The sequence below is a fragment of the Carnobacterium maltaromaticum DSM 20342 genome (assembly GCF_000744945.1).
GTDB classification, from domain to species: Bacteria; Bacillota; Bacilli; order Lactobacillales; family Carnobacteriaceae; genus Carnobacterium; species Carnobacterium maltaromaticum.
In genome coordinates, this window is record NZ_JQMX01000001.1 from 1,925,263 (window position 1) to 1,939,662 (window position 14,400).

The 14,400-nt window shown below is 34.4% G+C and carries 14 protein-coding genes; 4 read left to right on the forward strand and 10 right to left on the reverse strand.

Features of this window, described 5'->3' with window-relative positions; all coding sequences use genetic code 11:
• Window positions 1-118 precede the first annotated feature (118 nt).
• Together BR77_RS18290 and BR77_RS18295 are read left to right on the forward strand one after the other, a co-directional pair.
• Window positions 119-637 (forward strand): ketopantoate reductase family protein, encoded by a 519-nt coding sequence (locus BR77_RS18290; protein WP_051926693.1) that lies wholly within the window; start codon window positions 119-121, stop codon window positions 635-637.
• A gap of 125 nt (window positions 638-762) precedes the next feature.
• Window positions 763-1,086 (forward strand): hypothetical protein, encoded by a 324-nt coding sequence (locus tag BR77_RS18295; protein ID WP_015075410.1) that lies wholly within the window; start codon window positions 763-765, stop codon window positions 1,084-1,086.
• A 93-nt stretch (window positions 1,087-1,179) separates the two neighbouring features.
• Here the strand turns inward: BR77_RS18295 and BR77_RS09165 are convergent, their stop codons facing one another.
• A complete protein-coding gene (locus BR77_RS09165; RefSeq protein ID WP_257613199.1) occupies window positions 1,180-2,214 on the reverse strand; it encodes an alpha/beta hydrolase in 1,035 nt (344 codons plus the stop codon).
• Between the two features lie 182 nt (window positions 2,215-2,396).
• On the opposite strand from BR77_RS09165, the gene BR77_RS09170 reads away from it, so the two are divergent.
• Together BR77_RS09170 and nagA are read left to right on the forward strand one after the other, a co-directional pair.
• Entirely contained in the window at window positions 2,397-3,173 is a 777-nt protein-coding gene (locus BR77_RS09170) for a DeoR/GlpR family DNA-binding transcription regulator (protein WP_035064664.1), read from the forward strand.
• Entirely contained in the window at window positions 3,170-4,324 is a 1,155-nt protein-coding gene (gene nagA, locus BR77_RS09175; RefSeq protein WP_015075406.1) for an N-acetylglucosamine-6-phosphate deacetylase, read from the forward strand. The genes BR77_RS09170 and nagA overlap by 4 nt, the downstream gene beginning before the upstream one ends.
• Window positions 4,325-4,378: 54 nt before the next feature.
• On the opposite strand, the gene ispE is transcribed toward nagA, so the two are convergent.
• The 9 genes from ispE to BR77_RS09220 form a co-directional block, all read right to left on the reverse strand.
• Window positions 4,379-5,230 (reverse strand): 4-(cytidine 5'-diphospho)-2-C-methyl-D-erythritol kinase, encoded by an 852-nt coding sequence (ispE, locus tag BR77_RS09180; RefSeq protein WP_010053918.1) that lies wholly within the window; start codon window positions 5,228-5,230, stop codon window positions 4,379-4,381.
• A 103-nt stretch (window positions 5,231-5,333) separates the two neighbouring features.
• Window positions 5,334-6,242, reverse strand: a complete 909-nt coding sequence (rarD, locus tag BR77_RS09185; protein WP_015075405.1) for an EamA family transporter RarD — start codon at window positions 6,240-6,242, stop codon at window positions 5,334-5,336.
• 100 nt (window positions 6,243-6,342) lie between these two features.
• Window positions 6,343-7,239 (reverse strand): hypothetical protein, encoded by an 897-nt coding sequence (locus BR77_RS09190; protein ID WP_010053916.1) that lies wholly within the window; start codon window positions 7,237-7,239, stop codon window positions 6,343-6,345.
• Window positions 7,240-7,651: 412 nt separating this feature from the next.
• Complete coding sequence (locus BR77_RS09195) at window positions 7,652-8,725, reverse strand: ABC transporter substrate-binding protein (RefSeq protein WP_015075404.1); 1,074 nt, start codon at window positions 8,723-8,725, stop codon at window positions 7,652-7,654.
• The gene (locus BR77_RS09200; RefSeq protein WP_010053913.1) at window positions 8,722-9,549 is read right to left on the reverse strand and encodes an ABC transporter permease; all 828 of its coding nucleotides are present in this window, start codon (window positions 9,547-9,549) and stop codon (window positions 8,722-8,724) included. The genes BR77_RS09195 and BR77_RS09200 overlap by 4 nt, the downstream gene beginning before the upstream one ends.
• Window positions 9,546-10,319, reverse strand: coding sequence for an ABC transporter permease (locus BR77_RS09205; protein ID WP_050815411.1), 774 nt, complete (start codon window positions 10,317-10,319; stop codon window positions 9,546-9,548). Before BR77_RS09205 ends, BR77_RS09200 begins: the two co-directional genes overlap by 4 nt.
• Window positions 10,320-10,373: 54 nt before the next feature.
• Window positions 10,374-11,468, reverse strand: a complete 1,095-nt coding sequence (locus tag BR77_RS09210) for an ABC transporter ATP-binding protein (RefSeq protein ID WP_010053911.1) — start codon at window positions 11,466-11,468, stop codon at window positions 10,374-10,376.
• Between the two features lie 18 nt (window positions 11,469-11,486).
• The gene (locus tag BR77_RS09215) at window positions 11,487-12,029 is read right to left on the reverse strand and encodes a helix-turn-helix domain-containing protein (RefSeq protein WP_010053910.1); all 543 of its coding nucleotides are present in this window, start codon (window positions 12,027-12,029) and stop codon (window positions 11,487-11,489) included.
• Window positions 12,030-12,248: 219 nt separating this feature from the next.
• The gene (locus BR77_RS09220) at window positions 12,249-14,384 is read right to left on the reverse strand and encodes a cation:proton antiporter domain-containing protein (protein WP_015075403.1); all 2,136 of its coding nucleotides are present in this window, start codon (window positions 14,382-14,384) and stop codon (window positions 12,249-12,251) included.
• Window positions 14,385-14,400 lie beyond the last annotated feature (16 nt).

Genomic DNA, 14,400 nt, shown 5'->3' on the forward strand with positions numbered 1-14,400 from the left:
CAAAGCCGTTTATTTTCTTTTTTAATTTTTTTTTAACAAGTACTGGATTTATTCCCTAAAAGTGGTACACTAGAGCAAGTGATTTACACTTAACCTATTAAAAAAAAGGAGTCTTACCATGCGCATTTTAATCTTTGGTGCCGGTACTATTGGGCTATCTTATGCCTGGCTTTTATCCGACAAACATGACGTTTCAGTTTATGTTCGACCAGAAAAACAAGAAAACGCTTACGAAACCTATTCTATTTCAGCACAGGATCTAAGAAAAGAAAAAAGTTATGCTTTTAAATTCAGTCCTAATTTAGTAACTGATTTAACTGCTGAGTATGATTTAATTATTGTAACAGTCAATCGCTGTCAGCTTTTAAAAAGCTTACCGATTTTAAAAACAAATAAAAAAAATGCGAATATACTATTTATGCTCAATCATTGGGATATCACGACTGAAATTGAAAAATATTTTACTAAAGAAGAGTATTTATTAGGCTTTCCATCTCAAGTTGGTGGTGGAAAGCAAGATGACAAACTCGATATCGTTGTATTTACTGAAGGAACTATTTTAGGGATTCAAACACCTGAACAAAAAAACTTATCTATGACTATAAGGAAGAATTTGAAGCAGCTGATTTACATGTAACGATTCAAGAACATTTAGTTGATTGGTTAAAAGTTCACTATCTGCAACTTGCAATTAGAGCTGGTGCAATTTTAAAAGCTGGGGGATTTGAAGCTTTTTCAACAAATTCAAAAGCCATTTCAGAAATGATTGTCGCTTGTCGCGAAGGATTAAAAGTCTGTGAAGCATCTGGTGTTGCAACTAAAAAATTATTACCAGCACGTATTTTTTATTATCCAAAAGCGATTGTTACTCCTTTTATGAAACATTTATTCCAAAATAATGAAACAACAAAATTAATTGAATACTATATGCAAAATGGATTAAGTGAATGGATTTATGGCTATCAAGAAGTACTAAAAGCTGGTGAGGATTTAATGATTCCTATGCCCACTTGGCGTTCATATGAAGCTTATGTAGCTGATTATATTTCACAACACCCCAAACTTGAGGCTGTTTTACAAAAATAAAAATAAAAAATCGTATAAAATCAGCATTTGCAAAAATGGATTTTATGCGATTTTTTCTATGTCTTATTTGTATTCAGAAATTATTCGTGCTCTTTAGTCAATTTTTGTTACATGCTTTTCAATAAATTCCATCATTCGCTCAAAGGTGTACCTACCTGCTTCGCTATCTAAAATAAATTGGTATTCATGCTCTGTTCGATTTTCATCTGTTGAAAAGAAGATACCTTCAACTTCAATCCCATTGGCTTCTAGTAAAGCCACAAAATCACGTCCATGATCTTCAAAAGAATTTGTATTTCCATCTGCAACTAAACAGGGCGGATAATCACTTGTAATATGATTTTGAATTGACACTTGTTCTAAACGTTCATCTAAAAGCCATTTTTTTTCGCCTACATAGGCCCAAGCAACTTGATTCATTAAAATATTCATCAAGGTAGATTTGCTATCTGTTCCTAGTTTTGGAATATCAAATGGACCACAAAATAATAACCCACCTTTTAATGTCTCTTTTGGAACAACGGCTTGAATAGATACCGCATCTGCTAACTTAGGATTTGTTTGAATGGCAAAAAATTGACTAACTATTTGAGCACCTGCTGAATCACCAGCAAAAAACACTTGAGTTAAATCAATATGAAATTCTTCTGCATGTTCTTTTAAATATAAATAGCTTTCGGTTAATTGAATCAGCGGACCTGGATAGGGTTGCTCTGGTGCTAAAGCATAATTAATATTGGCAACAACATAACCAAAACTCGCAATGGTTGCTGCGTAATGTGTCACATCCCGTTTATCACCACCAACATAGGCTCCCCCATGAATCCAAATAATTAACGGACTTTTTTTCTCTGCTTCTTTTGGCATAATCACATCTAAAAAACCATTAGCTAAGCTTGATTCATAATTTAAATCATTAATTGATTTTGTTTTAGCCACTATTTCAGCAACATTTTGAGGAATATACTGACTTTTCTCTTTGCTAAAACGTCGACGCAATAATCGTGAGACTGGGGTTGGCGTAAACTGCATCACTACAGTCGGAATCGCTATTGCTGCAAATAAAAAAGGAGCAACATAGCGCAACGCTTTTCTTGTTTCATTTTTCTCTTGTTTCACTTTGCTCACATCTTTCTTTATCGTTTTTAATTGACTATCTCTATTTTAGCACAATTAAAAAGCTTTCGTTACCTTCAAACCTTTCTTTAATAAAAATCTAATACATATAAAAACTTGTAAAAAATTACAATAAAACCTAAATATTGCACAAAAACTTAAACAATGTTACAATTTGTATTGAGGTGATGGTTATGGATCAAAAACAACGACTAGCTAAAATTTTAGAATTGCTAGAAGAGAAAAAAAAATTATCACAAATAGAAATTGCCGAATTTTTTTCAATTTCTAAAGACACTGCCAGAAGAGACATTCTGTTGTTAGCTGAAAGTAATTTAGTTGAACGTTATCGTGGTGGGATTACCCTACCTTATACAAAAGCCAAAATAGAAAAATATACAGAACGTTTAATTACCCATGCCCCAGAGAAGGAGCGCTTAGCTAAATTAGCAATCACTCGCTTTATGAAAAATAACATGACAATTATGTTAGATGTTTCAACAACTGTCAATTTTATTGCACAACATATCCGCCAAGAACACATCTTACTTGTCACTCATTCAATTGATAATGCTCTTGCGTGTTCGCAAACTAATGAAAAAAATCGTATTTTTCTTTTAGGTGGCTTTTTTAATCCAGCCTCACATATGCTAGCTGGTCCTTCTATTGTTGAACAATTAGATCAATTTGAATTTGATGTCGCCTTTATTGGAGCGCTGGGAATCAGTTCAACAGGTATTTTCTATTCTGAACTAGATGACCTTTATATGAAAAAAAGAATGATTCAAAATGCTAGAAAGGTTTGTTTACTCGTGGATAGCTCAAAGGTCAATCAAACGTCTTCATTTAAATTAGATTTTACCGGTATTGACTACATTATTACGACAACTCCTTTTCCTAATGAAATTGAAAAAGTTCTTAGCACACACAATATTGAAGTTATTTATGAGAAAGAAGGTGGAATGAAATGAAAACCATTATTTCAAATGTTCGCTTAGGTGAAGAAAGAGATAAAACAACAAGTAGTGTCTATATTGAGAATCAAAAAATCACTGCCATTGCTCCTTTTGACTCCCTAAAAGAAGAAGCTCAAACAACTTATAACATCATTAATGGTCATGGTCATCTACTGATACCAGGTATGATTGATGTTCATATTCATGGCGCAAATAATTATGACATGATGGATGGTACCACAAAAAGTATTCAAGAAGTTTCAAAAAAATGTGCTGAGACTGGTTGTACAAGTTTTTTAGTGACATCAGTTAGCTCTTCTTTAGAAGATTTATTAGCAATGATTCACAGTGTAAAAAAAGTTATCGGGCATGAAGAAGGTGCTAAAATTGTTGGGCTACACCTTGAAGGTCCTTATTTAAATGTAGAAAAAAAGGGGATGCAAAATCCGAAGTTCCTTCGACACGCTGACTTCGATGAATTAGATCGAATTTTTGCAGAAGCGGGAGATTTAATTAAAATGATGACAATTGCACCTGAACTGCCTGGTGGGATTGAATTAATTGCCTATTTAAAACAAAAAGGGGTTGTCGTTGCAATTGCCCACTCTAATGCGACTTATGAAGAAGCTCAAACAGCTTTTAAAGCCGGAGCATCGCATATTACTCATTGTTTTAATGCGATGCCAACTATTCATCATCGTTCCCCTGGATTAGTAACTGCTGCATTGGAAGAGGATGAAGTGAGCCTACAAGCAATCGTTGATGGCGTTCATTTACATCCTGGAATTGTTCGTTTGATGCATAAAATAAAAGGTCCAGATAAAATTGTTTTAACCACTGATGCTCTGCAAGCTATGGGAGTTGGGGATGGTTCATATCTATTTGGCGGTCATCATGTCACCGTAACAGATGGCATTGCTCGATTGAAGGACGGTACGCTAGCTTCTAGTACTGTTACAATGAATAAATCCTTGCAACACAGTGTTAATTTTGGAATTCCTTTAACGGATAGTATTGCTATGGCATCAACTACTCCTGCAACTATTTTAAATCTAACTCAACTTGGAAAAATTGCGCCTGGTTATGATGCTGACTTGGTATTATTAGATGGTGAATTTGATGTAGTCAAAACATTTATTAAAGGTAACATATGTAAAGTAAGCTAGAGAGAAAAAAACGACTATGTTGCTCTTTTAATAGAACAACATAGTCGGTTTTATTTATTTTAACGTTCTAACTAAATAAACTTCATCACAAAAGCCTTTTAGTCCATTATAGACTCGTTGAGCTCTGGAGTATTTATCACATAAAGCAAAAATTGTCGGTCCGCTACCACTCATTAAAGCTGCATCTGCACCAAATTTAAGCATTTTTTCTTTTACACGTTCAATATCAGGATGACGTGCTATCGTAACTTCTTCTAATAAGTTTCCAACTTTTTGTGTCATTTTAGCATAATCTTTGGCTTTAATTGCGGCTACCATTCCAGCTGTATCTGGATGAGTTACTGTATCGAAAGAAAGAACACTAAACACAGAACCCGTTGAAACACCTACTCGTGGTTTGACTAAAACCACCCAACACTGCGGCATCTCTCCAATCGGTTCAACTTTTTCACCTCTGCCAGATACAAAAGCCGTACCTCCATGAACACAATAAGGTACATCCGAACCAACTTTGGATCCAAGTTCTGCAACTTCCTCCAGTGTTAAATTCAAGTCCCATAGCCGATTTAAACCACGTAAGGTAGCAGCTGCATCACTACTCCCACCTGCTAATCCGGCTGCAATTGGAATCTTTTTTTCAATCGTGATTTCCACGCCTGTCTCAATAGCGAAGGTTTCTTTAATTAACTTAGCTGCTTGAAAGGCATGATTACGACGATCCAGTGGCAAGACACCATTTGTCGTTCGAATGACGATTTGATCTTCTGGCAAGCTTTTAAGTGCAATTCTGTCAGCTAAATCGACGGTTGTCATTACCATTTCTAATTCATGAAATCCATCTTCGCGCTTATATAAAACATCTAGCGATAAATTAATTTTGGCTGGAGCTTTTTCTATAATTTCCATCTTATCTCCAATCCCTTCCTCTTGTTTATACTCTTAGGATATAGTAGCTTAATTTACAAGGTTTGGGAAGAGTCTTTGCTATTTTTTAACCTAAAAATAATAGTTAATTTCTCATCCGATTTCGTTTTAATGCAAGAATATTGCTCGTTGTAAAAATTGCAATTCCAATCCAAATACTACCAAATGCTAAAAGTTGTGGCAATTCAAAGCTTTCGTTAAACAAAAAAACAGCCGAAATTAGCATTAATGTTGGTGCAATGTATTGTAAGAAACCTAATAAGATATATGAAATGTTTTTAGCTGCTTCAGCAAATAAAAACAACGGAATCGCTGTAACAATCCCCGAACCAATTAGCAATAGATTAATTGGTAAATCAAACGTCATAAAGCCTTCTTTAGAAAAGAAAAGTAAATAAATGATTGCAAATGGTGTCATTACTAATGTTTCTAGCGTTAGACCTGTAAAAGAACTAACTTGAGCTATTTTCTTGATTAATCCATATAAACTAAAAGTTAAGGCCATTGCTAACGATGCCCAAGGAATCGTTCCACTTTCAATAGCTAAAACTAAAACGCCAGTTGCCGCCAATAAACAGGCAATAAATTCAGCACGACCTAAGCGTTCTTTTAAAAAGACAGTGGCTAAAACCACATTAACTAACGGATTAATATAATATCCCAGACTCGCTTCAACCACATGTCCACTACCAATTGAAAAAATAAAGATAAACCAATTCGCACTCACTAGTAATGCGGCTAAGATAATGGCAATCACTCGTTTATGATCTTGGAGTAAGGCTTTTGTTTCCGCTATAAAGGCTTTTGTTTTACCAGAAATAACTAAAACAACCACCATAAAAATAAATGACCAAAAAATACGGTAACATAAAATCGACAAAGCCGATACCTCACCGACACTTTTCCAATAAAGTGGCAAGACACCCCATAAAATATAGGCTATTAAGCCTGAAATCAACCCTTTTTTTTGATTTTGAACTTGTTCTTGATTCAAAAAAACACTTCCTTTCATGCCTTTTGATTATACCTGTTCTTGTCATAAAGTACACGATTTTATTTAATAATACTAAAAAAATAAGCGCAGCACCCTGCACTTATTTTTTTTCTGGAAAAGCTGTTAGCTCTAATGTATCATAAAAATTTCCATAGGAGTTCAACAACTCTTTTTGTTCTCTTTTGATAAAATAATAATTGCCAAGCTTACGAGGATTCATGACTTCTTCTAAAAATTGCTTAGAATCATTCACATACTGACTATAATGTTTGGCATCTTTTTTGCTTAAATTTAGACTTTTGCGAGACTCACTCCATTTAAAAGGTAGATATTTCAGTTTTTTTCTTAACTCTAAAAATTCAGCTTTTTTAATCATGGTTGTACCTGTCTTAGTGTTGGATGGATTTTGAATCGCAATTTCCATTGTGGCTGTAGTTGTTTGTAGTGTTTGTTTTTTTGTATTTCTTTCGTTCTCACTTACAAATGATGAATCGACCTTTTCTTTCACATTAACTTTACTTGCTGTTGGGCGAGTTTTTTTCTGACTTGTGTATGTGTCTATTTTTTCACTTAAGCCTAACAAGGCTTCGTAATTTTGGTTTTCTAAATTCAATAATTTTTCAATCGTATTCGTTAGCACATCTATTTTTTCACTCTGTTGTTTTAAGACGACTTCTTGGTTTTGCAATTTTTTTAAAACATCTGAAAGTTCCTCTTTTTTTACCTCTTCAGAGCTTAGATTATGTTGAGTATTCGCATAATTCCCAAATATCGCGGCGGCATAAGTTAATTTATTTTTCTTTTTTATAGTTAGGATCGCTTCCAACTCATTAATATTGGCATGTGTGTATAATCTTCTATTACGTTTATCACGATAAAAATAATCTGTATTCATCAATGTTTTTTCGATTAAACCAGATAGTCTTTGCAATAACGCCAACTCAATATCTAATTCACGAGCTACTTGGTTTGATGAATAGTATTCCAACTCCTCCATTAACGCTCCACTCCTTCAAATTCAATCCTAAACCTTGAGTATATTTTTTATTAATCTCATTTAGCTAAATGTTTAAATTCTATTTTTATATCCATTAATAATGAACAAACCAATCATTATATTTTCATATAACTTTAGCTGTAACTATAGTTATTCATCTAAAATCATAGCATTCTATTCCCTTTTCCTCAACCCTTTTAAATACTTTTATTTCCCTTCCTAAGGAATTTTTTAACAAAATACATCTTTTTACATGCATTTATGCAACAACGTTCTGATTTTAGGGAAACTCTTTGCTTGCAAATCTTAAAAATAAATAGAAAAAAGCCAACAATAATTGATACATTGTTGGCTTTATAGTATTAATATTTGCTCTTTTTGATTAAATCACTTTTTCTAATAAGCTTCATCACTACTTGCGGTACATCTTAAACTCTAAAAATAAATCATTATAGATAGCTAAATATTTAGCACCTAAATCTTCATAGACTTCTAAATGTGACATTGTTTCATCTGACGGATAGAACTGTTCGTCTTCAACAAGCTCTTTTGGTAAATAAGCCATCGCTGCCTTATTTGGTGTTGAATACCCAATGTATTCAGCATTTTGGGCTGCGTTTTTTGGCTCTAACATAAAATTGATAAAGGCATAGGCTGCTTCTTTATTTTTTGCTGTTTTAGGTATGACAAAATTATCAAACCATAGATTCGACCCTTCGCTTGGAATAACGTAATGTAAATGCTCATTATTATCAAGCATTTCAGAAGCTTCACCAGAAAAGGTTACCGCTACTGCACTTTCTTCTTGAACCATGTACATTTTTATTTCATCTGCAACAATCGCTTTTACATTTGGTGTCAGGGTGCTTAATTTGTCTGAAGCTGCTGTCAATTGCTGCATATTCTTACTATTTAATGAATAGCCTAAACTGTTTAGGGATAAGCCTATCACTTCTCTAGCTCCATCAATTAACATCACATTATTCGCTAACTTAGGATTCCATAAGTCATCCCAGTGCTGCATTTCTTCTTCTTTGACAAATTTATCGTTATAAATAATGCCTAGCGTTCCCCAAAAATAAGGGATTGAAAATTTGTTATTTAAATCAAAATCTAAGTCTAAAAAGCTTGAATCTATATTTTCTAAGCCTTTAATTTTTGATTTATCTAGCGGAATTAGCATCTCTTCTTTAATCATTTTTTGAATCATATATTCACTAGGAATGGTTAAATCGTAAGCTGTTCCACCTTGCTTTATCTTGGTAAACATCGCTTCATTGGAATCAAAAGTCTCGTAGGAAACCTTATAGTTCGTTTCTTTTTCAAACTTTTTAATTAAATCTGGATCAATATAGTCGCCCCAATTATATAGAGTTAGAACGTTATTTCCAGCAAAGCCTTGGGCCTTTTCTAATTGCTTGGTCATAAAGTACAAACCACTACTTAAGATTAAAATTAACGCTGTGAAGGTTACTAACTTTTTCATTTAATTTCCACCGCCTCTAAATGACGTTTATGCCGATTTTTTTGTTTTTTAGTTTGGCTGTGTTGTTGGATAAAATAATAGCCAGCAACTAAAATTAATGAAAAGACAAACATCAATGCGCTCAAGGCGTTAATTTCCAAACTAACTCCCTGTCTTGCTCTTGAATAGATTTCAACAGACAGAGTTGTAAATCCATTTCCTGTTACAAAAAAGGTTACGGCAAAATCGTCTAACGAGTATGTGAATGCCATGAAAAAGCCTGCTAAAATTCCTGGTGTAATACTTGGTAAAACAATTTTACTGATTACCTGAAATGTATTTGCTCCTAAGTCACGGGCTGCCATGCTCATGGAGTCATTCATTTCTTGTAATTTAGGTAAGACCATTAGAACCACAATTGGAATGCTGAAGGCAATGTGCGAAAGCAACACGGAACCGAATCCTAAGCCAAGTCCTAAGAAGGTAAAGAAGATCAGGAAACTAGCTCCGATAATAACATCTGGCGAAACCATCAAAATGTTATTGAAACTCAACAAGGCATTCCGTGCTTGGCGGCGCTTGGTATAGTAAATCCCCATCGCTCCAAAAGTTCCAATTAATGTGGCAATTAAAGCGGATAAAAAAGCAACTAATAACGTATTTAGGACGATTGTAATCAACCGTGTATCAGCAAAAACTTCTGCGTAATGTTCCCAGGTAAAACCGGTAAATTCATTCATATTTCCACCGGCGTTGAAGGAGTAGAAAATTAGATAAAAGATTGGAATGTAAAGCAAAAGAAAAACGAAGGTTAAATAAATAGTTGACCATTTAAAATTTTTCATTTATGTTTCGCTCCTTTCCGTTTCTTTTCTCCTGTAACCAACATAATGATAATCATCGCAACAATCAGGACGACTCCAATGGTTGAACCCATGCCCCAATTTTGTGTGACTAGAAAATGTTCTTCAATGGCTGTACCTAGTGTTATTACTCGATTTCCACCAATTAAACGTGTTAGCATAAAGAGTGAAAGTGAAGGAATAAAGACGGCTTGCACACCGCTTTTAACGCCATTTAAAGTCAGTGGAAAAATGACACGACGAAAGGTTTCGACGTTATTTGCTCCTAAATCACGACTAGCGCTAATATAAGAAGGATTCAGTTCTTGAATCGCATTAAAAATCGGTAAAATCATAAAAGGCAATTCAATATAGGCTGCAACAAACATAAAACTAAAATCCGTAAATAAAATTTGCTGTTTTCCGATGCCAATAAATTCTAAGAAATGGTTAATGCTACCGTTCATACTGAAAATCCCAATAAATGCATAGGCTTTTAATAACAAATTAATCCAAGTTGGCAAAATAATCAGCATTAACCATAGTTGTTTGTGTTTGGTTTTATTTAAAAAGTAGGCTGTTGGGTAGCTGATTAAGAGTGTGAAAAATGTAATCAATGACGCATACCAAATGGAATTAAAGGTCATTTTTAAATAAGTTCCCGATGTGAAATAAATTTTATAATTTTCTAATGTAAACTGACCATTTACATCAAAAAATGATTGGTAAATAATTAAAATTAATGGAGCTACCACAAATAATGCTAACCACATCACGTAAGGGATAAAGTAAAATAGTTTTGTTTGTTTTGCCACGAATATCCCTCCTTAATCCTCATCATAACTGTCTAAGCGTGCATCAAATTCTTCTTCTGTTTCACCAAAACGCATAACATGAATGTCTTCTGCTTCAAAGAAAATACCAACTTCTGCACCAACAGTAGCTTTTTTAGTGGAGTGGATTACCCAGATGTTCTCGTCCATGTCCTTACAAACAATTTCATAATGGACACCACGGAATAATTGCGTCGCCACGGTTGCACTTAATTTACCTTTTTCTACTGTTGTGATGGTTAGATCTTCTGGACGAATCACAATTTCAACTTTTTCATTTTGACGCATGCCTGCATCAACACATTCAAAGGTATGATTCACAAAGCGGACTTCATAATCAGCAACCATTTGGCCTTCTACAATGTTACTCTCTCCAATGAAGTTTGCTACAAAGCGGTCTATTGGCTCATCGTAAATATCAACAGGCGATCCACTTTGCACGATTTCGCCTTTATTCATAACAAAAATTTCATCGCTCATAGCCAAAGCTTCTTCTTGATCATGAGTCACAAAGACAAAAGTAATACCTAAACGACGTTGTAACTCACGCAATTCATACTGCATTTCTGTCCGTAATTTTAAATCTAGTGCCGATAAAGGTTCATCTAATAAAAGCACTTCTGGCTCGTTAACAAGTGCTCTAGCAATTGCAACACGTTGTCGTTGACCACCAGACATTTCACTAATATCTCTTTCTTCAAAGCCAGGCAATTGCACCATTTTAAGGACATCTTTGACTTTTTCTTCAATCACTTTTTTATTCATTTTTTTGATAGTTAACCCAAAAGCAATATTGTCGAAAACATTCATATGGGGAAAGAGCGCGTAATCTTGAAACACTGTGTTTACTTTGCGTTTATTGGCAGGGATATCATTAACTCGCTGACCATCTAACATAATTGTCCCAGATGTCGCTTCCGTAAAACCAGCAATTAAACGTAAGATCGTGGTTTTACCACAACCTGATGGTCCTAACAAGGTATAAAATTTGCCACGTTCAATTTCAAAATCAATACTTTTTAAGACTGGTTCGTCATCATCGTATTGTTTAATGATATTTTCAAAGGTTATAATTGTGTTCTTTGTCATTTATTTTCCACTCCAATTCTACAAATATGAATTCGTCACGACTACTAGCAAATTACTTATTCCATTAAATTCATTTTTTATTTGATGGTGATCGGTCGCATGAAAATAGATTGATTCACCTTTTTTTGCAAAATAACGTTTCAACCCAATTTCGATACAAACAGCACCTTCTGTTACATACGCAAAAGTTTCGGCTAAGGAAGGGGGAAATTCTTTGAATTCACCTTTTTCTTTAAATGTTAATTGGATTGGTTCCATTTCATTTTCATTTGATTCTGGCACCAACCATTGAATTTTATAACCTTTTTCTTCATCTTCAAAATTGGTCATTTCATTTTCTGTATAAACAACACGTTGTTCTTCTTGTCCTTCGTCAAAAAAATCTTTTGGACTACAACCTAAGACTTCAAGTAAATCAAAAAAAGTCTCTAACGAAGGGGAACTTAAGTCACGTTCTAATTGAGATATGTATCCTTTACTCAAATCGGTGCGTTCTCCCAACTCTTCTTGCGTTAAATTCTTTTGAATGCGCAAATTTTTAATTCGATTGCCAATTTCCACTTTGTCACCGCCTTTTCTTGAGTTTACTGTGGGTAAACTTGAAACAACTATTGTTTACTTATACTAAGTATTAAGTTTACTCAAACCTTTTTTAATTATACAGTTTTTTTCTAAAAAAACAATCAAAAACTGTTATTTTTTTAAAAGTTTCTATCTCATTTAATAACATAGAAACAAAAAAAGCTGAACTTATTTTTCAACAAGTTCAGCTTTTTTTACTTATTCTTCTTCACCAATATCCATGACGGAACTTTCAGTGTAATTTACAAAACGACGTAACTGTGTCGCTAAATCACGACTGATATCTCCATTTTCAAACATTTTTTGAATATCTGTTCGCTCAGCATTTAAAGCCTTTAAGCGCAATTCCTGTAACTGTTGATCATACTCTTCAGCATAATCTTCGCCATAACGTTTAATTCGTTCAATCTTATTACGGTATTCAACAATTAAATGATACGCAACAGCCTTATCTGTTCGTGAGCCTTTTTTTCGATCTTTCTTCATAAAGGCAGATACACTGCGAATAGCACTCTTTGCTGCTTCTTTTTCCAAAGCCAAACGTTTGCGGTATTCTTCTTGGTAAGCTTCTCTTGTACCTAGAGTGAAAAACAAGCCTAAATTACGACGGTAAAAACGACGTGCTAGAATCCATAAACGTTTGAATTTAGAGGACCAATCACTAGTTAACGCATTTCGGCGACGCGCCAAAGCTTTTAGATATTGCTCAGCTATCTCTCGTTCAACTTCCCCGTTATCTCGCATTTCTTTGACTCTTGCAACTTCAGCATCCAATGCAACTAAACGAATTGCAATCTCTTCTTTTAAAAATTGAGCAATGCTTTCTTTGCTATTATACTCCATTTGCAAACGACGAATCATATGATTGTATTCATGGATCAAGTCGTAAGAGGCCATCCGATTTTCTGGTCGGCTTTCTTGCTCAATAGTTCGAATGGCAATTTGCATAATCCGAATTCGTGCTTGGGCTTCTTTCAGCTCCTCTTCTTTTGGATCTTCTAAAACAGAATTTTCCGGAAAATCAATCAATTCATCGCCAGATGTTTCAAAACGTTTTTTGGAATCTGTTAAAATTGGCAATGCAATTGTAGCGGCAATCAAGGTTGCTACAATAACACCTGATGCCACAAATAACATGACTGAACGCTGTGGAAAGGCTGCACCAGATTCTAAGAGATACGGAACGGATAGAATCCCCGCCATCGTTACAGCTCCACGAACTCCCGTTAAACCAGACATCAAAGCAATTTTGAAATCAGGTTTTACACCGGATTTATTTTTACCAAATGAGAAACCAAACCACATGTAGCTATAGGTCCATAGTATCCGCGATACTAAAATAACTAACCATAATAAGATAACATAACCAAATAATAAGTAGTTAGACATTAAAGGATTTTCTAAAGCTGTTCGCATAGCAAATGGCAATTCAATTCCTAAGATTAAAAACATCATTCCATTTAATAGATAAATAATGACATCCCATGTTCGTTCTGTAACGATTCGAACTTCAGCCATTCGATTTTCAGTGACTGTTTTCTTATTATTCGCTACAACACCTGCGGCTACAACCGCGATAACTCCAGAGGCATGAAAAAGTTCCTCAACAATAATGTAGATAATAAACGGTGTTAATATTTGGATTAACGTATGCAAGACCACATCTTTAATTCCTTGAGCACTTAACCATTCTTTGATAGCCAGTAAAACTAGCTGTAAAACAATACCTAATAACACTCCGACAATTGCCATATAAAAGAAATCAATGGTCGCTGTTTTTAATGAAAATACTCCCGTTACAGTTGCGGCTATTGCATATTTAAATGCAATTAGTCCACTTGCATCATTGACTAAACTTTCGCCTCGAACTAAACGTAAAACGCCTGTTGGAAGCTTTACTCGCTCCGCAATCCCATTTACAGCAACTGGATCGGTTGGAGATAAGATCGCAGCTAAGGCTAAAGCTGCTGGCAATGGCATTTTTCCATCTGTCACAAAATACATGATATAACCACCAATGACAGTGGTTAAAAAAACTAATAAGATTGAATTACCAAAAATCGGAATTCGTAAATTCCATAAATCCCGTTTTGGATAGTGACGCCCATCATTATAAAGTAAGGGAGCCACAAAAAGTAACATAAACCAGCTAGTCTCTAATTCAATCTGCGTGCCGAAGACTAGCGCAACAATTAAGCCTAAGCCGATTTGAATTAAAGCCGTGGGGATGGAGACAATATAATGACTAATGATGTTCGATAGAACAACCATGACGAATAAAATTATCGCACCTTCTAAAATTGGCAAAAGCGTATTCACTTCCTTTTTATACATTTATTTAAAACCTACA